Source organism: Aeromonas sp. 603404 (assembly GCF_049171775.1).
Lineage (GTDB): Bacteria > Pseudomonadota > Gammaproteobacteria > Enterobacterales > Aeromonadaceae > Aeromonas > Aeromonas veronii_A.
This window is the reverse complement of the sequence record NZ_JAAKPE010000003.1, coordinates 51,134-76,006: the sequence shown is the minus strand read 5'-3', so window position 1 is coordinate 76,006 and position 24,873 is coordinate 51,134. Positions and strand designations below refer to the sequence as shown.

At 57.5% G+C, this 24,873-nt stretch carries 17 protein-coding genes; 5 read left to right on the top strand and 12 right to left on the bottom strand.

The genetic code is table 11. The features are described from left to right. Nucleotides 1-3: 3 nt before the first annotated feature. Together G5306_RS06030 and G5306_RS06025 are read left to right on the top strand one after the other, a co-directional pair. Nucleotides 4-1,374 (top strand): MFS transporter, encoded by a 1,371-nt coding sequence (locus G5306_RS06030; RefSeq protein WP_266135111.1) that lies wholly within the window; start codon nt 4-6, stop codon nt 1,372-1,374. 60 nt (nt 1,375-1,434) lie between these two features. Beyond that, nucleotides 1,435-1,809: a DUF805 domain-containing protein gene (locus G5306_RS06025; RefSeq protein ID WP_005337730.1), complete on the top strand. Its 375-nt coding sequence runs from the start codon at nt 1,435-1,437 to the stop codon at nt 1,807-1,809. 81 nt (nt 1,810-1,890) lie between these two features. Here the strand turns inward: G5306_RS06025 and G5306_RS06020 are convergent, their stop codons facing one another. The 8 genes from G5306_RS06020 to manA all read right to left on the bottom strand — a co-directional run bounded on the left by G5306_RS06020 (nt 1,891) and on the right by manA (nt 18,950). Further along, nucleotides 1,891-2,994: an ElyC/SanA/YdcF family protein gene (locus G5306_RS06020; protein ID WP_421312560.1), complete on the bottom strand. Its 1,104-nt coding sequence runs from the start codon at nt 2,992-2,994 to the stop codon at nt 1,891-1,893. A gap of 312 nt (nt 2,995-3,306) precedes the next feature. Then, nucleotides 3,307-4,065 carry a DNA/RNA non-specific endonuclease gene (locus G5306_RS06015; RefSeq protein WP_421312559.1) on the bottom strand — a complete coding sequence of 253 codons (759 nt, stop codon included), beginning with the start codon at nt 4,063-4,065 and terminating at the stop codon, nt 3,307-3,309. 233 nt (nt 4,066-4,298) lie between these two features. Continuing rightward, nucleotides 4,299-6,191, bottom strand: coding sequence for a PTS fructose transporter subunit EIIC (locus G5306_RS06010; protein ID WP_421312558.1), 1,893 nt, complete (start codon nt 6,189-6,191; stop codon nt 4,299-4,301). Nucleotides 6,192-6,633: 442 nt separating this feature from the next. Next, the gene (locus G5306_RS06005; RefSeq protein ID WP_421312557.1) at nt 6,634-9,072 is read right to left on the bottom strand and encodes a GH92 family glycosyl hydrolase; all 2,439 of its coding nucleotides are present in this window, start codon (nt 9,070-9,072) and stop codon (nt 6,634-6,636) included. A gap of 308 nt (nt 9,073-9,380) precedes the next feature. Next, a complete protein-coding gene (locus G5306_RS06000) occupies nt 9,381-11,903 on the bottom strand; it encodes a GH92 family glycosyl hydrolase (protein WP_421312556.1) in 2,523 nt (840 codons plus the stop codon). A 62-nt stretch (nt 11,904-11,965) separates the two neighbouring features. Beyond that, on the bottom strand, nt 11,966-14,368 hold the full coding sequence (locus G5306_RS05995; protein WP_216978429.1) for a GH92 family glycosyl hydrolase: 2,403 nt from the start codon (nt 14,366-14,368) through the stop codon (nt 11,966-11,968). Between the two features lie 55 nt (nt 14,369-14,423). Next, complete coding sequence (locus G5306_RS05990) at nt 14,424-17,120, bottom strand: GH92 family glycosyl hydrolase (protein WP_421312555.1); 2,697 nt, start codon at nt 17,118-17,120, stop codon at nt 14,424-14,426. Nucleotides 17,121-17,759: 639 nt separating this feature from the next. Beyond that, nucleotides 17,760-18,950 (bottom strand): mannose-6-phosphate isomerase, class I, encoded by a 1,191-nt coding sequence (gene manA, locus G5306_RS05985; RefSeq protein ID WP_421312554.1) that lies wholly within the window; start codon nt 18,948-18,950, stop codon nt 17,760-17,762. A gap of 116 nt (nt 18,951-19,066) precedes the next feature. On the opposite strand from manA, the gene G5306_RS05980 reads away from it, so the two are divergent. Next, nucleotides 19,067-19,942, top strand: a complete 876-nt coding sequence (locus tag G5306_RS05980; protein WP_421171842.1) for a helix-turn-helix transcriptional regulator — start codon at nt 19,067-19,069, stop codon at nt 19,940-19,942. Nucleotides 19,943-20,098: 156 nt separating this feature from the next. Further along, nucleotides 20,099-21,352 carry an NADP-dependent isocitrate dehydrogenase gene (gene icd / locus G5306_RS05975; RefSeq protein WP_005347179.1) on the top strand — a complete coding sequence of 418 codons (1,254 nt, stop codon included), beginning with the start codon at nt 20,099-20,101 and terminating at the stop codon, nt 21,350-21,352. A 72-nt stretch (nt 21,353-21,424) separates the two neighbouring features. On the opposite strand, the gene G5306_RS05970 is transcribed toward icd, so the two are convergent. The 4 genes from G5306_RS05970 to G5306_RS05955 all read right to left on the bottom strand — a co-directional run bounded on the left by G5306_RS05970 (nt 21,425) and on the right by G5306_RS05955 (nt 24,106). Further along, complete coding sequence (locus G5306_RS05970; protein WP_005337712.1) at nt 21,425-21,601, bottom strand: hypothetical protein; 177 nt, start codon at nt 21,599-21,601, stop codon at nt 21,425-21,427. Nucleotides 21,602-22,098: 497 nt separating this feature from the next. Beyond that, nucleotides 22,099-22,275 (bottom strand): hypothetical protein, encoded by a 177-nt coding sequence (locus tag G5306_RS05965; protein WP_005347176.1) that lies wholly within the window; start codon nt 22,273-22,275, stop codon nt 22,099-22,101. A 279-nt stretch (nt 22,276-22,554) separates the two neighbouring features. Continuing rightward, on the bottom strand, nt 22,555-23,004 hold the full coding sequence (locus G5306_RS05960) for a C40 family peptidase (protein WP_216953259.1): 450 nt from the start codon (nt 23,002-23,004) through the stop codon (nt 22,555-22,557). 193 nt (nt 23,005-23,197) lie between these two features. Further along, nucleotides 23,198-24,106 (bottom strand): hydrogen peroxide-inducible genes activator, encoded by a 909-nt coding sequence (locus tag G5306_RS05955; protein ID WP_216953260.1) that lies wholly within the window; start codon nt 24,104-24,106, stop codon nt 23,198-23,200. A 146-nt stretch (nt 24,107-24,252) separates the two neighbouring features. Here G5306_RS05955 and G5306_RS05950 point away from each other — a divergent pair, with 146 nt between their 5' ends. Continuing rightward, nucleotides 24,253-24,855, top strand: a complete 603-nt coding sequence (locus tag G5306_RS05950; protein ID WP_216953261.1) for a peroxiredoxin C — start codon at nt 24,253-24,255, stop codon at nt 24,853-24,855. Nucleotides 24,856-24,873: the final 18 nt, after the last annotated feature.

The window sequence follows — 24,873 nt, the reverse complement described above, 5'->3', positions numbered from 1 at the left end:
ATCATGAATGATTTCACCATGACGAGGGGCGAGCGCCGTGCCACCTGGGCGCTCGGCTCCGTCTTCTCGTTGCGCATGCTCGGCATGTTTATGGTGCTGCCGGTGCTGACCACCTACGGCATGTCGCTGGCGGGGGCCTCCGAGGCGCTCATCGGCCTGGCCATCGGCATCTACGGCATGACCCAGGCGCTGTTCCAGATCCCGTTCGGTCTGCTCTCCGACAAGGTGGGCCGCAAGCCCCTCATCGTCGGCGGCCTGCTGATGTTTGCCCTCGGCAGCGTGATCGCGGCGCTGACCCACTCCATCTGGGGCGTCATCGCCGGCCGCGCCCTGCAGGGCAGCGGCGCCATCTCGGCCGCCGTGATGGCGCTCTTGTCGGATCTCACCCGCGAGCAGAACCGCACCAAGGCGATGGCCTTCATCGGGGTGAGCTTTGGCATCACCTTCGCCATCGCCATGGTGACCGGCCCCCTCATCACTCATGCGCTGGGACTCTCCGGCCTGTTCTGGCTCATCGCCCTGCTGGCGCTGGGGGGCATTGCCGTCACCCTCTGGCTGGTGCCGACACCGACAACTCATCTGCTCAATCGCGAGTCCGGCATGGTCAGGGGCGGGATGCGCACTGTGCTGACCAATCCGCGCCTGCTCAAACTCAATCTCGGCATTTTGTGCGTGCATACCCTGTTGATGTCGAGCTTCGTGGCGTTGCCGCCGCTGCTGGAGCAAGCGGGTCTGCCTCGGGACAGCCAGTGGCAGGCTTATCTGGTCACCATGCTGATTGCCTTCGTCAGCGTTGTACCCTTCATCATCTATGCCGAGACGCGCAGAAAGATGAAGTTGGTGTTCCAGATCTGCGTGCTGGTGATGCTCAGCGCCGAAGTGGTGCTGTGGCAGGCTGGCCTGCAGCTGTGGGGCCTGCTCGCCGGCCTGCAGCTCTTCTTCATCGGCTTCAACGTGATGGAGGCGTTGCTGCCATCCCTGATCAGCAAGGAGTCGCCACCGGGTTACAAGGGTACGGCCATGGGGATCTACTCCACCAGCCAGTTTATCGGAGTGGCTATCGGTGGCAGCCTGGGGGGCCTGCTCTACAGTCTGGGTGGTGGCGCCCTGGTGTTTGGCGGCTGCTCTGCGCTGGCCCTTGTCTGGCTCGGGGTCAGCCTCACCATGCAGGAGCCCCCCTATGTGAGCAGTCTGCGCATCCTGTTACCGGAAGGGGTGGAGGCGAGCCCTGCACTGGAGCAGAAACTCCGAGCCTGCGACGGGGTGAACGATGTACTGCTGGCACGGAAGGAACGTTCGCTCTATGTGAAGGTGGACAGCAAGCGGGTCAGTCGCCAGGATCTGGAGCTGCTGGTGATCGACGCCGGACACTGATCGCGCTAAGCTCGGTTCGGATCTGCAACTACTTGTTTTTGAAAACAGTCTGGAGGCGCAATGAACTGGTATATCTCGGTCCTCAAGCAATATGCGGTATTCAGCGGGCGGGCCCGTCGCACCGAATACTGGATGTTCGTGCTGTGCAACGTCATCGTCATGCTGTTGCTCGGCATGGTGGACAAGCTGATCGGCGGCGACAATGAGCTGATAAGCTCCATCTATTCGCTGGCGGTGCTGCTGCCATCTCTGGCGGTGGCGGCCCGTCGTCTGCACGATACCGACCGCAGCGCTTGGTGGCTGCTGCTCGGGCTCATCCCCATTATCGGCACCCTGGTGCTTATCTACTTTATGGTTTGCAATGGCCAGCAGGGGCCAAACCGCTTCGGTGACGATCCCAAAGCGGCCCCCTCACAGGGCTTTATCGTCAGCTAACGGGCGAGGCTTGGCCAATCATCGGTCAATAAAAGAGAGGGAGGCATCGCGCCTCCCTCTCTTTTTCGTGTTGATGGCCGATCAACGCTCGATCAGCGGGGCGGAGCGGTAACTCCACATACCGTAGGTGCGCAGGGCGTCGCGGTAGATGCCGAGCAGCTCGCTCTCGCTCGGGGTGGCCAGCTCCTCGAGGGGCTTGTCAGGGTAGCTGACGCTCGCCACCTTGATGTTGGCCGGGCCAATCTGGTCGCAGGCGATTTCCAGCACCGTCTGGCCGCGGCGCACATGGCTGGCGGAGCTTACCAGCACCGCATAGTCAATCTGGTGGCGGGCGAGGGCATAGGCGCTGTAGAGGGCGTTATCCACCGTGCTGGTGGCGTAGTTCTCTTCAATCAGGCGGCTGCGAGCGATGCCGTGGTTGGCCAGCCAGTCGGCCATCAGCTTGCCCTCGGTCTGGCGGTTCTGGGGCATGCCGCCAGTCAGGATGATCAGCGCCTCTGGGTCGGCCTTGGCCAGCGCCAGAGTGGTTTGCAGACGGCCCAGCAGGATCTTGTCCATGCTGCCGTCGGGATTGAGGGCGTAGCCCAGAGTGACGATGGCGCGTTTGCCCTCCCTGCTGGCCTTGACCTGATCCTCGGTCAGTTCGGTCTGCAGCGGGGCGGCGGTGATCCGCTGCACCCGGGCGATGATCTCCTCCAGATCGGCAGCGCGGCCACTGTTGCGATCCGCCACTTTCGCCAGATAGCTGCGGGAAGCCTCCTTGTTACCCTTCACCAGCTGCCAGATGGCGAGATAGCTGTTGATGTCGAGATCATCGGGGGCGACGGCCTGCGCCTGCTCCAGCAAGGTGATGGCGCGGCTCAGGTTGCCGTTGTAGATCTGGGCGTTGGCCGCCGAGATGAGCAGGTCGGTGCGGTAGGGTTCCAGCTGGTAGGCGGCCAGCAGCCGCTCGGTCACCAGCTCCATATTGCTCGGCATCTTGGCGGTAAAACCGGCGTGGGAGATCTTGGCTGGCGACTTGTAGATCTGCAGCGCTTCGCCGAGCAGCATGTCCACCGCCTGGCGTTTGCTGACCAGGGTATTGAGGTCGTGCTCCATCTGCATCGAACTCTCGGCCGCTTGCAGGGTGAGGGGCGAGAGCGCGAGCAGGCCGCCGAGGGTGAGGGCAAGAAGGGTCTGTTTCATCAAAAGGTCCTCTGTCGGGCTGAATCGCGCCGTGGGCTCCGGTTTGCGGGCCGATGGGATAAGGCAAATGTGCGTCAATTCAGTCTGTTAGTGCCAAAGAGAGGGCAATATACCAGTTAACGGTGCGGCAAACTGTGAGTCGGGGCGGGTCGTCGGGTGATGCCACACCTAGTGACCGCAAAAATGGCCGCAACACTGGCCGCAACGGGTCAGCAGCCATCTGAAAAGGGCAGGGGGAGCGTGACTCCCCCTCCCTCTGTTGCGATGCAAGACAGATGGGGTGTCAATCCATCTGCTGGCGAGTGTTCGCAGTCAGTTCCACATCGGGGAGATGCGGGCTTCCAGCGTCTCTTGCTGCTCTTCGGGCATATCACTGAAGAAGTTGAGCTGGGTTTGCTCCTCTACCTCACGTACCGAGACCCGGTAGTCGGCGATCTGGCTGATGGGCACCTCTTCCTGCGGCATGATAAAGGCGATGGCCTGCAGTCTGGCCGGGTCCATCACGATCTTGTAGTAGGCGCTCGGGATCGCCACACCCTGACCGATGGACTCTTCAGAGCCGGTAAAGATGGGGCCGGTGATCACCTGCACATCCTTGCGGGAGACCGCCCACTTGTTCACCTTGTCCTCCAGCACGCGCCACGCCTTCTGGTTGAGCACCCCGACCTGCGGTGTCATGTTGCTCAGCAGGAAGCTCTCTTTCATGGTGTTTTTGTTCGATTTCATGTCTCCCGCCGGGGCCTGATGGCCACGATCGTAGCCCGAGCCCTTGTAGTCGGAGAGGGTGGCGCGGTAGGCGACCGGGATCTCCTTGTCCTCGGCGAAGGCATCCTTGCGCGGCACAGTGCCCTGTGCGCTCTGGGCTGTCATTCGGTAGGAGACCCAGTCCGCCACCTTGTAGTCGTAGTTGTAGCCGACCGCATACCCTTCACGGCAGAGCTTCTGATCCGATTCGGAGGGCAGGCCAAAGCGCACGTGCTCACCGCACTCCCAATGGGCGGCCAGCAAGGGGGTGGCAGTGAGGGTGAGGGTGAGGGTAACAGCCAGAACCAATTTATTGATTTTTATCATTTTTGTGATGCTCCAGTTTAGTAGGCGGAGCCATTTGACATGAGATCTGACCAGCGCTTCAATTGCTGTTTTTTTACACGTCACCGTTCTGTGACGGCTCGCCAAGATCCGTGATGTGACTGGTTAATATGTTTTAAATCAGTGGCTTGGTCGGTGGGATGATGTGCGGTTGCTCGGCAGACAACGAAAAGGGGCCCGCGATGGGCCCCTTGTGATGAGCTGTCTGACTGCTATCAGGCGGCGTTTTCCTTGTTGCCCAGCGTGCGGGCCAGCAGTGCTTCCGGATTGTGAATCGCCTCCTTGGTCTTCACATCGATGACCTCGATATTGGTGAAGCGCTCGCGGTTCTTGATGGCCACATCGTGGGCGAAGATGACGCAGCGTGCGTTGGCGACATCCTTGGCGGTGATGCGGTTGATGATGCCGTTGGCGCCCTGGGTCTCGACCTTGATCTTGATCCCCTGCTGGGCAGCGGCCTTCTGCAGGCTTTTGGCGGCCAGGAAGGTGTGGGCTACGCCAGACGGGCAGGCAGTGATGGCCAGTACGTCTGCTTCCCCTTCCGCTTCAATGACTTCGAAGCTGGTTTGGGTGGTAGTGACGTCATCTTCTTCGCTCACTGGCTTCTTCAGCAGGTTGACGATGATGGCGGTGGTCAGAGCGCCGAGGATGGTGCCCAGGATGTAACCCATCTTGCCTTCAACAACCGGCAGGACAATCCAGCCACCCCAGGGTGCGTGGTTGATACTGTGCATCATAAAGCCGGTGATGTTGCCGACGATGCCGCCTGCGACGATGGCCGGGATAACACGCATGGGGTCAGCAGCGGCGAACGGAATAGCACCTTCACTGATACCGATCATGCCCATGATGGCGGCCGCTTTACCGGATTCACGCTCCTCTTTCTTGTAACGCTTCGGAGACATAAAGGTCGCCAGTGCCATACCGAGCGGCGGCACACAGATGGCGATACCGACGCCGCCCATCAGCCAGGGTTGGGTGTTGACCTGAGTCTGGGCAAACAGGGTCGCAACCTTGTTGACCGGGCCGCCCATATCGAAGGCGGTCATACCACCCAGAATGGCACCCAGCATCACTTTACCGGAGCCCGCCATGCTGGAGAGCCAGTGGTTCATCCCTTCCATCATGGCGGCGATCGGGGCACCGATCCCCCACATCACGATGCCACACACCAGGAAGGTACCGATCAGCGGATAGATGAAGATGGATCCGAGGGAGGTCATGGAGTCAGGCAGCTTGATCCGTTTGAGCTGATTGACCACGAAACCTGCGATAAAGCCCACCAGAATGGCGCCGAGGAAACCGGTTTGATAGTGCTGAACGGCAATCCAGGAGCCGATCATGCCCGGGGCTAGGCCCGGCTTGTCAGCCAGCGAGTAAGCGATGTAGCCACCCAGTACGGCAGTAAACAGAGTCAGACCGGCGATACCCATGGTGGCCATGTCTTTAAGGAAGCCCGCTTCCGGTACGGCGCCCTTGCCGCTCATCATCACCGACAGGGAGAGCAGCACACCGCCCGCCACGATGAAGGGGATCATGTGGGAAGTACCAAACAGCAGGTGCTGCTTCATGGTATTGAGGCGATCCTTGAAGGTGCGATCGGTGGGGTCAACCGGAGCAGTGGCAGCCGGTTTGGCGGCTGGCGCCGGTTTTTCCGCTTTCGGGCCTTGCTTGAGCAGGGTCAGGGCTTGCTCGACGGTAGTGGCCGCCTTCATCTGCTCGATAAAGCCCGGCTCCAGCAGACGGGTAGAGAGCTCCGCCAGCACTTCGATGTGGTGGTTGGCGCCGCCATCCGGGGAGGCGATCATGAAGATCAGTTGAGTTGGCTTGCCATCTTCGGCGCCGTACTCGATACCCTGACGGCTGACACCGATGGCAATGGCCGGACGACTGACCGCCTTGCTCTTGGCATGGGGCAGGGCGACACCCTGCTCGAAGCCGGTGCAGTCCAGCTGCTCGCGGGCCCAGATATCCTTGACGAATTGCTGTTGATCAGACACGGCGCCATCGCGCGCCAGCATCTGTGCCATCTCGTCGAACAGAGCCTCCTTGCTGGTGGCCTTCAACTCCAGGCAGATGAGTCTGCCGTTGGTCATGGTGGGTAACATCTCACTCTCCTTCCCTGTAAGGGCTAAGTCATGCGTTGCGAATTGGGCTCATTATTGCCCTCAAGGGTAGGGTTGGACAGGCGATGAATGTAGCAATAACTGGATTTTTGTTGCATGGTTTTGCTGGTGTGATCCAGCTCGCAAAGTGTTGATCTTTAACTCAATAGTGGTTTTTGTTTAATTAATGGCAGGATGTGACAGCGGTCAAGATATGACAGAAAAACCCTTGTAATGGGATTTACCGCCATTTTTTGCGGTTTATTGCCCGATTTAAGGCATATTTGAGAAAAACGGGTTAATGGTTGAACCTGGGCTTCCCACTGGAAAATAAAATGGCCCAGCGCTGATTGGATTTTATCAATCCATCTGGCGTGGGCCGTCGGGTATCACAAAGTGACATTTTCGGATTGCGTGCTGAATGTCACCTCAATGCTATCGATCGTTACTTTTGTGGCGGGGTATCGCCCATCACGAAGTGGAGGTTGCCCCCCGGTACAAACTCCTTGTGCTCGAAGAAGAGACCATCCTTGAGCGGTTTGCCATTGATGGTGACCGACTGGACATAGCGGTTCTTGGCGCTGTTGTTATCGGCGATGATGGTGAAGGTTCCCCCCTTGACCGGGATGGTCGCTTTGGCAAATAGCGGGCGGCCAATGGTGTAAACGGGATCTGCCGCATTCACCTGATAGAAGCCAAGTGCTGACATCACATACCAGGCAGACATGGAGCCCACATCCTCGTTGCCTATGATGCCTGCCGGGGTGTTCGAGTACATGGTGTCGAGGATGTAGTCGACCGTCTCCTGAGTTTTCCAAGGTTCCGATGTCCAGTTGTAGAGGTAGGGGATATGGTGGGAGGGTTCATTCCCGAAGGCCACCTGACCCATCATCCCGGTCATGTCAGCGGTCTCCGACCCCTGACTCTCGGCGGCAAAGGTGGCGTCCAGATTCTGCTTGAAGGCCTCTTCTCCGCCCATCGCGATTTTCAGACCCTTGATGTCATGGGGCACAAACCAGGTCCACTGCCAGGCGTTGCCCTCGGTATAGTTGCCGGTCTCATGTTCGGTGCCATAGGGATCAAACGGCGTCATGAAGGCGCCATCGATCATCACCGGACGCATGAAACCGGTCACCCCGTACTGGGCGTATTCGGCCGCATTGTGGTCGAAGTAGCGCTGATAGCCGTTAGAACGGGCCAGATAGCGCGCTTCGGCCACCGGGTTGCCGGCCGCCTTGGCGATCCGGGCGATGGCCCAGTCATAGAAGGCGTTCTCCAGACCGTAGGAGACCGACTCGAGGGTGTAGTCAGCGAAGACGGGCTGACCGTCGATCCGCTGCACTGCCGGGGCAAAGCCGTTCTTTTCGATGTAATCGATGTGGTTGGTCAGGGTCTTGTCCAGCACCGCCTTGTCCCACTCGGTCGCCAGCATGGGGTAGTTGGTATAGGTGGAGGAGTCGATGGCGGCCGTGAGCGCCAGATTTTTCTCCTGCGCAGTGAAGGCATCGGGGTATTTGGTGATGGCGTCGGCAATCACCACCACCGCCGGATAGCCCACCATGGTGCCTGTCTCATCCCCCAGATGCTCCCACTTGGGCAGCAGGCCGCTCTCCAGATACTTCTGGAGCAGGTTCTTGGCATACTGCACGGCGCGGGTGGGTTCGGTGATGGTTTTAAGCGGGTGCAGCGCTCGCTGGGTGTCCCACAGTGAGTAGACCGAGAAGTTGGGCTGATCTTCGCTTGCCTGGCCATAGTGGATGGAGTAGCTGCCTTCCCCCTTGGCCTGCGCCCCTTTGCCCATGCCGCGGTAGTTGCCATCCACATCCTGATGGACGATGGGGGCGATCTTGGTGTGGTAGAGGGCGGTGTAGAAGATCTCGTTTTGCTCCTTGCTGCCCCCCTCGATGGTGAAATTGAGGGCGTTGGCCCACTTCTCGCGGGCGTTGGCGCGGGCCTCGTCAAACGAAACATCCCCTTCGGCCTGGTAGTTGTTCCATGCGCCGGTGGCATCGACCGCCGATAGGGCAACTTTGGCGTTCAGTTGGGCTGAGCCGCCCTCTTCAAATTCGACGTAAGCGGTGACATCCGCTTTGGATTTGGCCTTATGCTCGGCGCTCAAGCCCTCTACCGGCACACCACCAGCGAGGATGTAGACCCCTTTGATCTTCTTGTCGAAGGTCGCATGGAAGAAGATCTTCTGGTTTTTCGCCCAGCCGGAGAAGTGAGTCGCATCTCGCTCGCCGGTGATGGTGTAGCCATCTTCGCTGACGGTGAGTTTGTTGCGCAGCGAACTCGATCCCCAGTCGCTGTTGAGGATCGAGTTCAAATCGATCTTCAGCCGTTGGGGTTGCCCCTGCGGATAGGTGTAGCGGTGAAAGCCCACCCGCTCGGAGGCGGTCAGCTCGGCCTTGATGCCATTCTCGGCGATGCGCACCGCATAGTAGCCAGGCTCGGCCTGCTCGGATTTTTTGTCCATTTTGACCGAGATGGCTTTGCGGTAATCATCGCTTTGCTCGATGTATTTGGATTTATCTTCGGTAAAGGGCAGGAACAGAATATCCCCCAGCCCCCCCATGCCGGTGCCTGAGAGGTGGGTGTGGGAAAATCCGAACAGGGTATCTTTGTCAAAGTGATAGCCGGAGGAGGAGTGCCAGCCTATCAACTCGGTATCCGGCGAGAGTTGCACCATGCCCTCCGGTACCACAGGGCCGGGAAAGGTGTGACCGTTAAAGCCAGTGCCAACGAATGGGTTCACATATTGCAACACATTGGTTGGCGTTGGCTTTTGATCGTCGTTATTGTCGCTGCTGTTATCTGAATCGCAGCCGGATAACATGGCTACTGTGCTGGTCAGGGCAATGGCCAGAATATTTTTCTTGAACATATTGAGCGGCTCCATCGGGTAGAGGGTGAGCAGTCATGATCTATTTTTATGAGACCGGAGCGATCCCTGAGCAATATTGGTGCTCGATGGCATTGATCCCGGCGAGCACTATTATTCCCATGCCATCTGTTTCATCGACAGAGTAAAAAAGTGTCATTCACTAGATTTTTGTGGCAAGGCAGTCTGTTTGTGATCTGCGCATCATCTGATGCAACATCTCATATTTTTTGAGGTGCTTGGTGAGTCGACAAAAAAAAGAGGCCCAAAGGAAGCTTTGGGCCTGAACATATATTGATAATGCATGATGGTTATTTATTATCTGAGCGGATCGGTTTTTGCGCCGTCATGATAAATTTCAGTTCACCACCAGCCCGAATATCGCTGTGGCTGAACGTCAGGTTTTCCCCCAACGGTTTGCCATTGATGGTGACCGATTCCACATAGATATTTTGGGGACCATTGTTTTCGGCGATCACGGTGAATTTTCCGCCATCGATATCCATGGTCACCTTGTCAAACAGTGGCCGACCTATGGTGTAGACCGGGAGCCCCGGCGTGACCTGATAGAAGCCCAGCGCACTCATGATGTACCAAGCGGACATTTGCCCCACATCCTCATTGCCAATCAGCCCTGTGGTGGTCGGGTGGAAGAAGCTGCGTACCGCCTGATCCACATACTCCTGGGTTTTCCACGGCTCTCTGGTCCAGTTATAGAGGTAGGGGACATGGTGATCCGGCTCGTTACCCATCACGAACTGGCCGATATAGCCGGTCATATCCCCTTGCGAGGTATCGGCGTTGGAGTTGGCGGTGAAGAGGGCATCCAGATTCTTCCGGAATCCCTCCTCGCCCCCCATCACCTCTTTGAGCCCCTCGATATCGTGGGGAACAAACCAGCTCCACTGCCAGGTGTTGCCTTCGGTAAAGTCCTGCCCCCTGTGCTCGGCCCGATAGGGCCAGAAGATGTCATAACGGCTGCTGTCGTTGGTGTCACAGTTTTGTGGTGGTGTAACGGGATTGCCGTTTTCATCGATGGCGCAGGAGGGGTAATTGTTGACCCAGCTGCCATCGTAATTTTTGGGGCGCATAAAGCCGGTCGCGCCATATTTGCCATATTGCGCCGGGTTGTAGTCAAAATAGGCGCGCCAGGTAGTCGCCCGGGCCAGATAGCGGTTCTCGGCAGATTTGTCGCCAGCCAGTCGGGCCAGCTGGGCGATACACCAGTCATAGTAGGCATTCTCGACACCGTACGAGACGGACTCGTTGACCAGTTCATCGTACTTGTCCTGCGCCATGCCGCCCTCTTCCGGCTTGAGTTTGACGTTGGCGGGGACATAGCCGTGCTGCTCGGCATACTGGCCGTGACGGGTCATCACGGTGAAGCGCTTGTCGCCGTTCCAGGGATCCTGATAGGGCACCCAGCTTTTGGTCAGCGCGAGGTCAAAGTTGGCGGAGACATTGGCCGCCTGCAGCGCCAGCTTTATCTCTTCCTGTGTGAATGCATCCGGGTATTTGACGATGACGTCGGCGATGATGGAGACCGCCGGGTAGCCGACCATCTCGCCGGTATAGTCGGAGTGCAGCTCCCATTTGGGCATGATGCCGCCGGTTTTATATTTGTTGAGCAGATCGTGCACATAGTCGATGGATCGCTCTTTTTCGATGATGGTCTTCAATGGGTGGGCGGCGCGGAAGGTGTCCCACATGGAGTAGACCGAATAGTTGGTAAAGCCCGGCTTGGCCTGATGCACCTTGCCATCCATTCCGCGATATTGACCATCCACATCCTGATAGACGAAGGGGGCGATGTAGGTGCGATAGAGCGAGGTATAAAACATCGTCTTGTCGGCATCGCTGCCACCCTCCAGGGTGAACTTATTGAGCACTTTCGCCCATGCCTGCTTGTTCTCCTGCACCACCTGATCGAAGCGGTAGTCATGTTCATCGGCGCGCAGGTTGGCCATGGCCCCCTCAATGCCGGTGCCCGAGATGGCCATCTTCATGGTGATGGGCCGTTCCCCTTTGGCAAAGTTGAGCTGGGTCACCACATCCCGTACCCGGGGTCTGGTTTCGCCATACCCGATGTAATCGGCCAACCCCACCTCGGTGTCGTTGCTCAATTTGCCATCGACATAGAGGATCTGATCCACAAACGGCTCGGAAAACTCGGCGTAGAAAAAGACCGTCTGCCACTGCCCCCACTCGTTGCTGGTTCTGGCTCCGGCAATGGCGTTGTCGCTCACCCGCTTGAAGTAAATATTGCGGGAGTGGTTACCGTACTGCTCCAGCAGCTCGTGCTGCAGATCAAGCTGGACTTTGCGATCTTCACCCGCCGGATAGCTGTAACGGTGGAAGGCGACCCGCTGGGTGGCAGTGAGTTCGGCCTTGATGCCGGTCTCCACCAGATCCGCTTTGTAATAGCCTATTTCCGACTGTTCGCTCGTCTTGTTGATGGTGACCGGGTCGGTATTGCTGCCGATGAAGGGCAAGAAGGCGAAATCATTGAGATCCCCCTTGCCTGCCCCCGAGATATGGGTGCTGCTGAAGCCGGAAAGCTTGGCCAGATGGTGGTGATAGTCGGAAGGGGATCCCTTGCCATTCCAGTTGGCCGGATTCCAGTTGTCCGGGCCCGGCTGGATCATCCCTTCCGGCATGACCGGGGCCGGATTGACATTGCCCAGCCCATCGGTGCCGATCAGCGGATCGACATATTGCAGCACCTGCAGGGCATTATCGGGACGGCCATTGTCAGTAGTCTCATCATTTGTGTTGCAGCCATAGAGGCCAAGCAGGGCTGTCACCATGATGGCCAGCTTGTGGGGTTTGAACATTGTTGTTCCTCAAATTCCGGAGATGAAAAAGCGGCAAGCCGGGTGGCTTGCCGCTTGTAGAGTTACGGGGTCGGTTGCTGGTTGGTCATCACAAAACGCAGCTCACCACCGGGACGGATCTCGCTGTGGGCGAAGGTGTTGTACTGGTTGAGTGGCTTGCCATTGATGGTGACCTCTTTGACATAGAGGTTGTCCGGGCTGTTGTTCTGCGCTACCACGTTGAACTGACCGTCGGGCAGGTTGATGGTGACCTTGTCAAAGATGGGACGACCGATGGTGTAGGTCGGGTCGCCCGGGGAGATTTGATAGAAGCCCATGGCACTCATGATGTACCAGGCCGACATCTGGCCGACGTCTTCATTGCCGATCAGGCCATCCGGGGTGGTTTTGTAGAACTCCTTATAGACCCGGTCGAGGTACTCCTGCGCTTTCCAGGGCTGGGCGGTGCGATTGTAGAGATAGATGACGTGGTGTGAGGGCTCGTTGCCATGAATGTACTGCCCGATGTAACCGGTCATGTCCTGATGTGCTTCGCCCCCGTTGGGGTCGGCGTTGAACAGGTTGTCGAGCTTGTCGTTCAGTCCCTGCTGGCCGCCCATGATCTCGGTCAGCTTGTCGAGATCCTGCATGAAGGACCACTGCCACTGCCAGGCATTGCCCTCGGTGTAGTAGAAGGCATCCGACTTGTAGGGATCGAAATCGGCTGGCGCGTATTTCAGGGCGCACGGGTCACCGTTTTTCAGCTCGGTCGGTACGAAGAAGCCTTTGCCATCGGCATTGCCAGCCTGGGGATCCCAATGTTTGAGCGAGTTGTAGGAGCGTGCCTTGAACTCTTGATAGGTTGTCATGTCGCCCGCGGCTTTCGCCATCTCGGCGATGGTCCAGTCGTAGAAAGAGAACTCCAGCGAGTAGGAGACCGAGTTCCAGTTGGGATAACGGACGCACTGCTCTTTCTCGTGATAGCTGAGCTGACCGGCCATCAGCGAGCTCAGGATGTCGTCATGGATCTGCGGGTAATCGGCAGGCCGGTAGTGGGCCGATTTGACCGAGGCTTCCAGTGCCTCTTGCGCATCGATCAGCCCCTTGGTCACCGCATCGGCAAGGATGGCCGCCGAGGGGTAGCCAATCATGGTGCCGGTTTCCGAGCCGTGGCCTTCCCATTTGGGCAGCAGGCCGAACTCCACGTTGGATTTGCGGATCAGATCCTTGGCGTAGAGAGTCGCCTGTGGCGGGTCCATGATGGTCCACATGGGGTGAACGGCGCGGAAGGTATCCCAGGTCGAGTAGATGGAGTAGTTGGGGGTATCGCCAGGTTGCAGGGTGCGCAGGGTGCCTTGCATATCAAGATACTTGCCATCCACATCGTAGAGCTCGATAGGGGCGATCATCATGTGGTAGAGAGCGGTGTAGAAATTGGTCTTCTCGGTCTCCGTCCCCCCTTCGGTTTTGAGTGTTGCCAGCTTTTCGGCCCACGCGTATTCTGCGTCTGACTTCACCTTGGCAAAATCAAAGGTGGGGGCTTCCGCCTCCAGATTCTTCTGTGCTCCTTGCCAGCTCACCGCCGAGATACCGACCCGGATCTCGAGCGGTTGGTCACCCTGGCCAAAATTGAGGTAGGCGGTCAGGTCATCCCCTTGATAGACGCTGTTGGGGCGCATCTCCCGGGTGGGCATCTTGTCCTGCTCGCCCAGCATGGCCCTGGCCACAGGTTGGTTGAATTTGGCGTAGAAGAAGATGTTCTGGCCCTGATGGTTCTGTCCCTGGAACCAGCCAGTGGAGGTTTTGCGGCCACGCAGGGTGTACTCATCCACCACTTCGATTTTGTTTTTCAGCGATTGGCCGTTGTTGTTCAGCAGGGTATGACCCAGATCGAATTTCACATTCCGATCCGCTCCTTTGGCGAAGGTGTAACGGTGCAAACCGACTCGTTTGGTGGTGGTCAGTTCAACCTCAATCTCCCCCTTGTTCAGTCTGGTTTTGTAATAACCGGCGCTGGCGTGCTCATTGGTTTTGTCAAAGGCGTTTATCTGGGCGTCGGCCATCTCGGCGTAGGGCAGTACCAGAATGTCGCCCAGATCGGTGGCGCCGGTGCCGGAGAGATGGGTATGGGAGAAGCCGTAGAGCGGAACATCGGTTGCGACGATCTCGCCCGTGAGGTAATTGGAAGAGTCCCAGTAGCCGGAGGCTGAGTGCCAGGGGTTGAGTCCGCTCTCGTGATCGGTGTTGGAGCCAATAAAGGTATCCGGCGAGAGCTGCACCATGCCGGCAGGGCGGGTGGCACCGGGGAAAGTGTGGCCTGATGCGGCGGTGCCTATCATGGGGTCAACGTATTTCAGTACCGACAGATCGACAACCGGAGTTACCGGTTTCTCGATAGCGGTAGACTCGCTCTCACTGTTGCAACCGGCGATGCCACCGGTCAGTGCGGCAATCACCGCAAGAGAAAGAAGATTGCACTTGAACATGGTCATTCCATTTTTGAGTAGTGATGGGGGAGGAAGTCCTCCCCCGAACAGGTGATTAACGGGAACCGGCAGGCAGGTCGCCTTCGTGCAGGAAGGTGCCGATACCTTGCGCGGGCGGCAGATCTTCCGGCTGGCTGCCCCAATTCTGGTTGGGGCTATCGCCCATCACGAATTCAAGCTTGCCGCCACTGAGGATTTCCTCATGGGTGAGGTAGCTGCGATTGAACTCGCTGCCATTGAGGCGAGCGGACTGGATGTAGATGTTGTCGCGGCTGACATTCTGGGCCGTGACGGTGAACTGTTTGCCCGCACCCACATCGAGCGAGGCGGTTTCGAACATGGGGGTGCCAATCTCGTAGATGCCGGAGGAGGCATTGACCGGGAAGAAGCCCAGCGCCCGGAACACGAACCAGGCAGAGAGGGTGCCAAAGTCATCGTTGCCACAGATGCCGTCAGGGGTGTTCTTGTAGCAGACGTTGGTGGCTGCCACGATGGCGGCCTGTCCCTTCCAGGGCTGTCCTACGTAGTTGTAGAGGTAGGGCACATGGATATCGGGCTCGTTGCCCTGCACATGCTGTCCCACGTTGCCGGTGTTGAATACCGGGAACTGGTTGTCGCCAGCGTTGCGATCCGGATAGGTACTCCAATACTCGTCCAGCCGTTTGGCAAACAGTTCGCCCCGTTTGGCCTGAGGATTCTGGGTCTGGTCGAAGCGGGTCATCAGATCGACCAGGCCATGAATGTCATGTTGAACGCTGAAGGCGTATTGCCAGCCGTTGGACTCGGCGAATGACCAGTTGAACATGTCGGGGCGCCAATCCTTGCCCACTGCCCGGCCGGTTTTCGGGTCTACCCAACCGGCATCAATGAAGTTGCCAGCGTAGTCGCGGGCCTTGAACCACCCCTTGTACTGCTTGCCGCCAAAGTCAAACTGCGCCTGCCAGTTCTTGGATCGATCGGCAAACTCCTGATAGCGGGGGTCACTTTCGCCAAATACTGCCTTGATCGATTGGGCGATCGCCCAGTCATTCATGGAGTACTCCAGCGAGTAGGATGAGGTCCAGGCATCCTTGAAGGGGGAGTGAGATTCCCAGTCATTGCCCGGCGGTGTGTCATGCAACTGGGCAGGTACATAGCCTTGCTGCTCGTACTCCTTGATCCAGGCGACCCCCTGGCTGGTGGCTGCGCGGGCGTCGGTGATCATGGCGGTCACCAGTCGCTCCTTGATCTCCTGACGTTCCGCATCGCTGAAGCCCAGCGCGATCATCCGTCTGTCCAGCGAGCCTTTGGAGAGTACGTCGTGGATCACCGGCGTGGAGTGCATCCCCATCATCATGCCGGTCTCGTTACCCTTGAAGGTCCACTCCGGCAATCTGCCCTTGCGCAGGTTGCCCAGATCGTCCATCCACTCCTCCTCGGCGTAGGAGAGCATGGAGAGCACCACATCGGCGAGGCGATCCGGCTCCAGCAGTGACGAGAGGGGTTGTACTGCGCGGTAGGTGTCCCACAGGGAGAAGGTGTCGTAACGGGTAAAGTCCGCTTTGCCATCCCGGTTGGCATCGGCGGTGCGAACCGACTCCTTGAGGGTATCGATCTGCTCGCCCCACGGTGTGTTGCCATCCGGATAGGCGTTGCGCCCCTGATGCACCTGGCGGTAGCGTCCGTCCAGATCGGAGTGAATGGTCTGGCCCAGATAGGTGTGGTAGAGCGCGGTATAGAAGGTCTGTTTGTACTCCTCATCCCCACTGACCCGGATCTTGCCCAGCTCCTTTTCCCATTTTTGGGTCGCAGCCTGCCGGACATCGTCAAACGACATATTGGCCACTTCTGTCATGTTGAGTGAGGCGCCAGCGTTGCCATCCCGGCCGATCTCGACGTTGGAGAGGGCTACCTTGGCCTCGACGACCAAGCCCGCCGCCGCGGTATCAAATTCCACATAGGCACGCGCGTACTGATATTTGCCACGGGTCTCGTTGCCGATCTCGGTGGTGCCTTCCGGCAGGTCCAGATAGCGGTTCTGGTCTTTGTCAAAGTAGGCGAAGCTGATGTTTTTGATGGGCTGGTCGAACTCCATCACGAAGAACTCTTTCTGGCTGGGGGCCCAGCCGTCAGAGAAGCGATGGCCCTCGATCCGGTTGTGGGTTTTGTCCCATTTCAGATAGGAGTCGGAGGTGTAGTCCCAGTTGACCTTGAAGCCGAGGTTGACCACGATTTCCGATTTTTTATCTTGCGGGAAGGTGTAGCGATGAACCCCCACCCGATCCGAGGCGGTCAGCTCGGCCTTGATCCCGTAATCCTTCAGATTGACCTTGTAGTAGCCCGCCGTTGCCTCTTCATCCTTGTGGCTGTAGCGGGAGGCCTCCAGATTCAGTGAGGCCGACCCCTCGTTCAGCATGAAATTGGAGCGTGAGTTGATCGGCATCACCAGAATATCGTTGAGATCTCCAGCTCCGGCGCCCGAGAGGTGAGTGTGGGAAAACCCGGCGAGGCGGTTGTCGTGGTAGTAATAGCCGGAGATATATTCCCAGCCATTGGCCCCATTATTGGGCGACAGCTGCACCATGCCATGCGGGGTCGTGGCGCCGGGATAGGTGTTGCCTAAATTACCTGTGCCGATGAACGGATTGACGTAACGGGAGACGTTAGTCTCTTTATTGTTATCGACAGCGGTATCCGAGTCATTTTGACAACCGGATATACCAACCAGGCCAGCCAGTACGGCACACGCGAGCAGGGAACGTTTCAGTTTCATATTTGTCGCCACAGGTTAATGAAAGTAGGGTATCGAACGTATCAAAACAGATAATGCAGAACGCCGGGCCAGCCAATGAATATCTGCCGGATGAGAGAGCCATCTGCATGTATTACCCCGACTGTCACTGGATATAGAGGGTGACGGGGGGAATATCAGCCAGATAAAATGGATCGTGAAAACGATCTGGCCATACAGGCGGAAAAATAAATGCGCAGGAAAATAACAGGCACCCAGAGCCTGATTTAAAAAATTGCCCCTTACACTTATGAAATAAGTGGCTGAGCTGTGTTACATCTGGAATATATAAATGCTCTTAAATGTTTTTCCTGCTGCCTGTAAATTAACGGTTTCTATTATTTCGTTGATTAATATCCTGGAACAGAGGAAAAAAATGGCATTAACTGGATTTTTATGACGTGTGGGGAAGGGTGTGAGCTGGCTCGCATAACTGCAGGGTGGCGTGACCAGGGAGGCTAAATGATATTAATCATTATAATTCAGCGTGTTATTCTTCGATGTTGAGTTAAATGACCGATTTTGTGAGTCGTACCGGGCTCTACATGGTCAGATGAGCTGAAAAAAAGGGCCCTGCTGGGCCCTTTGAACAGAGGGTGATGAGCCGATGGCCCACCAGGATCAGCGGTTGCTGGCGCGGGCAAAACGCCCTTCAGCCGTCACGCGATAATCGCCGGTGCTGGCGGGTACAAATGCAGATTGCCCTATGGTCAGTGTCAGACGCTCACCATCCTGGCCAATGAGGGTGATGGGCCCATCGATGGCGAACAGGATCTCGGCATTGCCGGTGGTGAGGGCATGTTCGCCTGCGCCATATACGCTGAAGGTGAAATCCGGTACCGGCACGTCGAAGTGCTGTACTGTGCCTTCCATGCGAGGGGTGAGCAGGATCTGGTCGTCCGGTTTGGCGACACAGCGGGTGCATGCCAGCAGCTCCGGCACATCCATGTATTTGGGGGTCAAACCGGCACGCAGCACGTTGTCGGAGTTGGCCATGATCTCGAGGCCAGTGCCGTGGATGTAGGCGTGGGGGGTCTGGGCGTCGAGGAACATCGCCTGACCCGGCTCAAGTGTTACCACGTTGAGCAGCAACGGCGAGAAGAGCCCCACATCCCCCGGGTACTGGTTGGCCAGCTTGCTGATGGTGGCGAAAGTCTCTTCATCCTGATGGGCGGCGGCATAGGCCAGCAGGCCAGCCAGCGCCTCGTCCTTGCGATCACCGCTGAGGATCAGCAACTGGTGGAAGAAGTGCTGCAGGCCAGCTTCATCCTGTGACTGGCGAAGCGCCGCGGTCAGGTCGACCAGTGCGGGCAGCGCCATGCGATCGAACAGGGCCAGGATGGCCGGGATGGCGCGAAAGCCGTTCATCGCCTGATAGCGGGTGAGGGCAAAGACCAGCTCCGGCTTGTGGTTCGGATCCTTGTAGTTGCGGTTGCTCGCCTTGATATCGATGCCTGCGGCTTCTTCTTTGGCAAAACCGGCTTCGGCCTGTGCCTTGCTCGGGTGTACCTGAATGGAGAGGGCTTGCTCGGCGCAGAGCACCTTGAACAGGAAGGGGAGTGAGCCGAAACGAGCCTGGGTAGCTTCGCCCAGCATGGCGACGGGGTTGGCGTCAATCAGGCTGGAAAGCTTCATGGTCTCGCCTGCCAGGGTCACTTCGGAGCAGCCATTGGGGTGAGCGCCCATCCACAGTTCAGCTTGTGGTTTGCCTTCGGGATTTTTGATGCCAAACAGCGTGGTCAGGGAGTCACGACTGCCCCAGACATAATCCTGGATCGGGTTGCACATTAGAAAAAACGGCGGGTAGCTCATGGATGGCTCCTTGTATCAGAACGATTTTTTGGGAATTTCAGTCTGGCGCGGACTATAGCATGGCAGGGGCAGCGCACCGCAATCGGTTGCTCTCTGCATCTTGATCAGGATCATTCATGAGTATCATCTTTACCCAGCTGTTGGACGGCTTTCTAAGTGAGGGGGGAGGCTTTGAGAAGGTGTTGTTTGCCTCTGACAAAGGGGTGCCTCCCTGCTTCAGTTATCAGGTCAATTTTCCGCGTCTCGAGCTGGTATTCAGTGGTCACTATCTCAACCAGATCTGGTCCCCGGAAGGGGATGTGCAGTCGGTACAGATGGGGCCGCGGGAGGCGATGTACATTCCCCCCAACGGCTGGAACAAGCCGGATTGGGACAATGACTGTTCCGTGCTCAGCCTGTTGTTCGGCAAGCGTCAGATAGGGTTCAGTCTGGTGAGCAAGCACAAGGGAGACACCGGCTTCTTCGATGTGCAGAAGCACAGTATTCAGGCCGGTGCCGGACGGGCGCTCGATCATATACTGCTCTCCCTCAACACCCTTGCGCAGGAGCCGATAAGGGCACCGATGGACAATCACCTGCTGCAGGCGTTGCTCAGTTACTCACGGCAGTTGCTGGTGGAGTCGGAGAGCGGTCGTCCTCGTGGCTCCGATCTTTTTCACGGCATCTGCATCTACATTCAGGAAAATTTCCACCGCCCCATCAGTCGCGAATGCATCGCCGCCCGCTTCAATCTCTCCCCCAGCCATCTCTCACGCCTGTTCCGCCAGCAGGGGCACATGCGGCTAGCGGACTACATCAGCTGGGTGCGGCTGGAGCGGGCCAAGTTTATGCTGAAAAAGTATCGCTTCCGTCTCGAAGAGGTCGCCAATCGCTGTGGGTTTACCGACGTGAACTACTTCTGCCGGGTGTTCAAACAGAAGACCGGCTTGACCCCTTCCCAGTACCGTTCCCTGAGTCAGCCGCAGGCGGCGACCAGCGAGCTGGAAGAATAACGGGGCGGGGTCGGCAAGGCGTTGTGACGGCGCACTGGCGGGTGGCTACCTCTTTGGTCTGACATGCTTTCTTGTCGTTTTATTATGAAAATGAATGGGCTAAGATGGCCGCGCGCAACAAACAAGTTGATAACAAACGGAAGTTAGGAGATGCCGATGGAAAGCAAAGTAGTAATCCCGACCCAGGGTCAGAAAATCACAGTCGATGCCAACGGCAAGCTGCAGGTTCCCAACCATCCGATCATTCCGTTTATTGAAGGGGATGGCATCGGTGTTGACGTAACCCCTGCCATGTTGAATGTGGTGAATGCTGCGGTCGAGAAAGCCTACAAGGGCGAGCGCAAGATCGCCTGGATGGAGATCTACACCGGCGAGAAATCGACTCATGTCTATGGCGAAGGTGCCTGGCTGCCGGCCGAAACCCTGGATTTCATTCGTGAATATTGCGTGGCCATCAAGGGCCCGCTGACTACTCCGGTCGGTGGCGGTATTCGCTCTCTCAACGTAGCCCTGCGTCAGGAGCTGGATCTCTACATCTGCCTGCGTCCGGTACGTTACTACGACGGCACCCCGAGCCCGGTGAAACGTCCTGATCTGACCGACATGGTGATCTTCCGCGAAAACGCCGAAGACATCTACGCCGGCATCGAATGGAAGGCCGACAGTGCCGAAGCGAACAAGGTGATCGCCTTCCTGCAAAACGAGATGGGCGTGAAGAAAATTCGCTTCCCCGAATCCTGCGGGATCGGCATCAAGCCGATGTCCAAGGCCGGTACCGAGCGTCTGGTTCGTGCCGCTATCGAGTATGCCATCGACAACGATCGTGACTCCGTGACTCTGGTGCACAAGGGCAACATCATGAAGTTCACCGAAGGTGCCTTCAAGGATTGGGGTTATGCCCTGGCCCAGAACGAGTACGGTGCCCAGCTGATTGACGGCGGCCCCTGGTGCTCCTTCAAGAACCCGAAAACCGGCAAGACCATCGTCATCAAGGATGTCATCGCCGATGCCTTCTTGCAGCAGATCCTGCTGCGTCCGGCCGAGTATGACGTCATCGCCTGTATGAACCTCAACGGCGACTACATCTCCGACGCGCTGGCCGCTCAGGTAGGCGGTATCGGTATCGCGCCGGGTGCCAACATCGGCGATGGTGTGGCCCTGTTCGAAGCGACCCACGGTACTGCACCTAAGTATGCCGGTCAGGACAAGGTCAACCCGGGCTCGCTGATCCTCTCCGCCGAGATGATGCTGCGCCACATGGGCTGGGTTGAAGCGGCCGATCTCATCATCAAGGGGATGGAAGCGGCGATCCGCAACAAGACCGTCACCTATGACTTCGAGCGTCTGATGGAAGGAGCCACCCTGCGCTCCTGCTCCCAGTTTGCTCAGGACATGATCGACCAGATGTAATCTGCTGCTTGCCAGAAACGCAAAACCGGCGCCATGTGCGCCGGTTTTTTTATCGCGAAAGAGTGCAGGGGCTTATTGCGCCTGCTCTACGTGTTGCTGATAGCGTTGCTGCCATTTGCTGGTTTCTGCTTCATCACCCTGGGCCTTCCAGAAGGCGCAGATGGTGTTGGCAAGTTCCGAAGCCATCGCATGATCTCCGTCACGTCGACTCATCAGATAATCTCCCAGCCAGCTTTGATATTGTTTCATTACCCGATCTCCTTATCTCATGTGCCCTTGAGGGTGCCCACCTTGACGGGAGCCTGTCGGCTCATCCTGGGGGGAACATCATCAGGCATGATGGTGCAAAGTCACGACCCGGGCAGAGAGCCCGATGGGCAATCTGGCGGCGAACGTGACGCGAGATGTCAAAAAATGAGCGCCATTTTAGCACAAACTGACCAACTTGGGGAAATTGTCGCCATGGACTGCGACAGAACAGCCCCATCCCCTTGTTCTCAAAACAGAAAACCCGCCGTGAGGACGCGGTTGGTTTGGATGAAATCCGGGGAAACAGGGTGGGGAACCCTGTTGTGTCCGGTTGCATCGACGAGCTCGACACTTGGTTCTGGATGAGCACTGTCATGGACTCAAGAAATGGTAGAGGGGGCATGCAAAAGGGCGTTATGCGGGAACTGGCTATGCGCGAAGCAATAGGGGGCAGCCTTGCTGCCAACAGATGGCTGGCAGCAAGGTGACGGTCGGGATCAGGTGGTCTTTTCCAGATGGTTCTGGTAAATCTGCTGCCACTTGTCCAGTTCGGTTTCATCTCCCTGTTGTTGCCAGAACTCGCAGATGGAACTCGCCATCTCGCATGCCATGGCGTGGTCGCCGTCACGGCGACTCATCAGGTATTGCCCCAGCCAGTTTTGATACTGTTTCATTGGATGATCTCCTTATCTATTTAACCCTTGATACTGCTGCTGTGAGCCACCCGTCCGGCAGTGCTGTCACAGCCACTTTCGCTGCTTCGCTTATTGTCAATCAGGACAGATAGCGTATGAGAAAAGCGCGAAAGTGCTAAAAATTGGCCACCACCTTATCACAAAATGGTATGAAAGGCAGGTTTTGGGGCCAATTGAGTTTTCAGTGCAGGGGATTATCTCGACCTGGCGACCGGGATTGACGGAGTCCAGCAGTATAACGGGCAGGTGTTTGAACCTTTACTGGGTTACCCGACGGGCTTGCCAATAGCGGCTGTTCCAGTAGACATTGTCGAGTCTCGAACGGATTACACCCTTGCTCGTGGAGGCGTGGATAAACTCGCCGGCACCGGTATAGACCCCCACATGGTACTGCTGCCAGCCGGTTTTGAAGAAGACCAGATCCCCGTGTTGCAGCCGGTAGCGATCCACCGGTTTGCCGATACTGGCCTGGGATTCGGTGGTTCTTGGCAAGTTGACTCCCAGCACCTGATTGTAGGCGAGCTGGGTGAAGGCGGAGCAGTCGAGTCCGGCGCGGTTGGTGCCGCCCATCCGGTAGGGGACGCCACGCCACTGCTGGTAGAAACCGTCAAAGGCACTGCTCTGCTGGCGGGGCGGCGGTGGCTCTGGCGTGCTGGAGCAGGCGGCCAGCAGCAGGGTCAGCAGGGATAGCATCAGCTTGCGGTACATCGGAGAGCTCTCCACAACGGGGTCTACCAATAGATACGTCTGTTAACCGCCACCCCGGACAGAATATGGTGACGGCCGCCAGTGGCGTGACAACTTTTCCATCATAAACAGGGATCTGGCTTGATACCTAGTCCCGAAAGGAGAAAATGCGGCAAGTGAGCGAAAAACGCCAGCCTGCGGCTGGCATTCGGGGTCAGTGGGCGGGATTGATCAGTGGGGTAAGCAATTCGGCCAGCTTATAGAAGGTTTGCACCCGGGTGGTACTGGGACGCCAAACCATGCCGATCTCGCGATAGGATTTTTCCCCCGGCAGGGGAATGGCGACCAGATCCGAATTGGCAAGAATGCCGGCGTCGATGGCCATCTGAGGCAGGAAGGTAGTGCCAAGTCCCGCCTCGACCATCTGCACCAGAGTGTGCAGGCTGGTGGCGGCAAAGGGATTGATCTTGCTCTTGTCCCGCAGACGGCAAGCGCTCACTGCGTGCTCGGTGAGGCAGTGCTCCCGCTCCAGCAGGAAGATGCTCTGGTTTGGCAGCTCCTTGTAGTCGAACGGGGTGTGCAGACCGGCCGCCATGCTGGCGGGCATCACCATGTGGAACGGATCCTGGCCGACGGTCTTGCAGTGAAAACCACCGATCTCGATGGGGAGAGCGAGGATCAGCAAGTCGAGCTGACCTTGTTCCAGCTGCTTGAGCAGATTGCTGGTGGTGTCTTCCCGCAGTAACAATTCGAGGTCAGGATAGGTTTTGCTGCATACTTTCAGCAGTTTGCTGAGCAGGAAGGGGGCGATGGTGGGAATACAGCCCAGACGCACGGTCCCCTGCATCACACCACCCTGGTGTTGACCTAGTTCCATCAGATCTCGCGCATCGGAGAGCAAATTGCGAGCGCGCTCGACGATTTCCATGCCGACCGGGGTCATAATGAAGCTCTTGTGGTCCCGCTCCACCAGTTGCAGGTTCATCATCTCTTCCAGCGTCTGGATCCCGGTACTCAGGGTCGACTGGCTGACATGACAGGCCTTGGCGGCGCGGTTGAAGTTCTTGTGCTCGTCGAGAGCGACCAGATATTGCAGCTGTTTGAGGCTGGGCCAACGTTGCATAGGAAAATCCGATTAATGCTATCTATTTAATTTGATTTAACTAATCTACCACCGGGTCTATAGTTTGTCGCTTGAATTAGACGGACTAGGCTCTTGGTAGCCCAATCCTGACTGGATTGTTCACTTCACTTAAAGAGGAATTGAATATGGTATTGGTAGGCCGTCCCGCACCCGATTTTACCGCCGCAGCCGTTCTGGGTAATGGCGAGATCGTTGATTCGTTCACCCTCTCATCGCACATCAAAGGCAAGGCAGCCGTCCTGTTCTTCTATCCGCTCGACTTCACCTTCGTCTGCCCGTCCGAGCTGATTGCCTTCGATCACCGTCTGGAAGAGTTCAACAAGCGTGGCGTGGAAGTGATCGGTGTTTCCATCGATTCCGAGTTCTCTCACAACGCCTGGCGCAACACCAAGATCGAAGACGGCGGCATCGGCCCAGTCAAGTACCCCTTGGTTGCCGACATCAAGCACGAGATCTGCAAAGCCTATGATGTCGAGCACCCGGAAGCCGGTGTGGCGTTCCGTGGCTCCTTCCTGATCGACAAAAACGGTGTTGTTCGTCACCAGGTAGTCAACGATCTGCCGCTGGGTCGCAACATCGACGAGATGCTGCGCATGGTGGATGCCCTGCAGTTCCACGAAGAGCACGGCGAAGTGTGCCCGGCTCAGTGGGAGAAAGGCAAGAAAGGCATGACCGCCTCCCCGGATGGCGTTGCCAAGTATCTGTCCGAGAACGCCGCTTCCCTGTAATCGGGTCTGCGTGCCGGA

Coding starts and splice junctions, on each gene's coding strand:
- G5306_RS06015 (WP_421312559.1), bottom strand. CDS start 4,065: ATGATAAAAATCAATAAATTGGTTCTGGCTGTTACCCTCACCCTCACC.
- G5306_RS06000 (WP_421312556.1), bottom strand. CDS start 11,903: ATGTTCAAACCCCACAAGCTGGCCATCATGGTGACAGCCCTGCTTGGC.
- G5306_RS05955 (WP_216953260.1), bottom strand. CDS start 24,106: ATGCAACGTTGGCCCAGCCTCAAACAGCTGCAATATCTGGTCGCTCTC.
- G5306_RS06005 (WP_421312557.1), bottom strand. CDS start 9,072: ATGTTCAAGAAAAATATTCTGGCCATTGCCCTGACCAGCACAGTAGCC.
- G5306_RS05970 (WP_005337712.1), bottom strand. CDS start 21,601: ATGAAACAATATCAAAGCTGGCTGGGAGATTATCTGATGAGTCGACGT.
- G5306_RS06030 (WP_266135111.1), top strand. CDS start 4: ATGAATGATTTCACCATGACGAGGGGCGAGCGCCGTGCCACCTGGGCG.
- G5306_RS06025 (WP_005337730.1), top strand. CDS start 1,435: ATGAACTGGTATATCTCGGTCCTCAAGCAATATGCGGTATTCAGCGGG.
- G5306_RS06020 (WP_421312560.1), bottom strand. CDS start 2,994: ATGAAACAGACCCTTCTTGCCCTCACCCTCGGCGGCCTGCTCGCGCTC.
- G5306_RS05965 (WP_005347176.1), bottom strand. CDS start 22,275: ATGAAACAGTATCAAAACTGGCTGGGGCAATACCTGATGAGTCGCCGT.
- G5306_RS05950 (WP_216953261.1), top strand. CDS start 24,253: ATGGTATTGGTAGGCCGTCCCGCACCCGATTTTACCGCCGCAGCCGTT.
- G5306_RS05980 (WP_421171842.1), top strand. CDS start 19,067: ATGAGTATCATCTTTACCCAGCTGTTGGACGGCTTTCTAAGTGAGGGG.
- icd (WP_005347179.1), top strand. CDS start 20,099: ATGGAAAGCAAAGTAGTAATCCCGACCCAGGGTCAGAAAATCACAGTC.
- G5306_RS05960 (WP_216953259.1), bottom strand. CDS start 23,004: ATGTACCGCAAGCTGATGCTATCCCTGCTGACCCTGCTGCTGGCCGCC.
- G5306_RS06010 (WP_421312558.1), bottom strand. CDS start 6,191: ATGTTACCCACCATGACCAACGGCAGACTCATCTGCCTGGAGTTGAAG.
- G5306_RS05990 (WP_421312555.1), bottom strand. CDS start 17,120: ATGAAACTGAAACGTTCCCTGCTCGCGTGTGCCGTACTGGCTGGCCTG.
- manA (WP_421312554.1), bottom strand. CDS start 18,950: ATGAGCTACCCGCCGTTTTTTCTAATGTGCAACCCGATCCAGGATTAT.
- G5306_RS05995 (WP_216978429.1), bottom strand. CDS start 14,368: ATGTTCAAGTGCAATCTTCTTTCTCTTGCGGTGATTGCCGCACTGACC.